At 72.5% G+C, this 219-nt stretch carries 1 pseudogene; it reads right to left on the bottom strand.

Annotated elements, in window-relative coordinates:
* Positions 1-219 (bottom strand): annotated as a pseudogene (locus VR44_RS37435) (hypothetical protein); the annotation flags it as partial.

Here is a 219-nt window from a genome sequence, read left to right as displayed (position 1 = left end):
GCCGTCTGCAGCTTNGCCACGGCGTCGTCGCGGCTGCCGCTGATGTCGACGCCGAGGACCTTGGTGCCCTTGGGGATGTCGGAGTGGTTCATCAGCAGTCCGGCGCCGTAGGCCACGGCGGCGAGGCCGAGGACGCCGCCGCCGAGCAGGACCAGCTTGGAGCGGCCCTTCTTCTTGGCGGGCTTCCCGGCCGGGGCGGACTTGCCGGGCTTGCCGGAC

The sequence above is a fragment of the Streptomyces katrae genome (assembly GCF_000966975.1).
Classification (GTDB): domain Bacteria; phylum Actinomycetota; class Actinomycetes; order Streptomycetales; family Streptomycetaceae; genus Streptomyces; species Streptomyces katrae.
The sequence above is the reverse complement of the archived record's forward strand: the minus strand, read 5'-3'. Positions and strand labels throughout refer to the sequence as shown.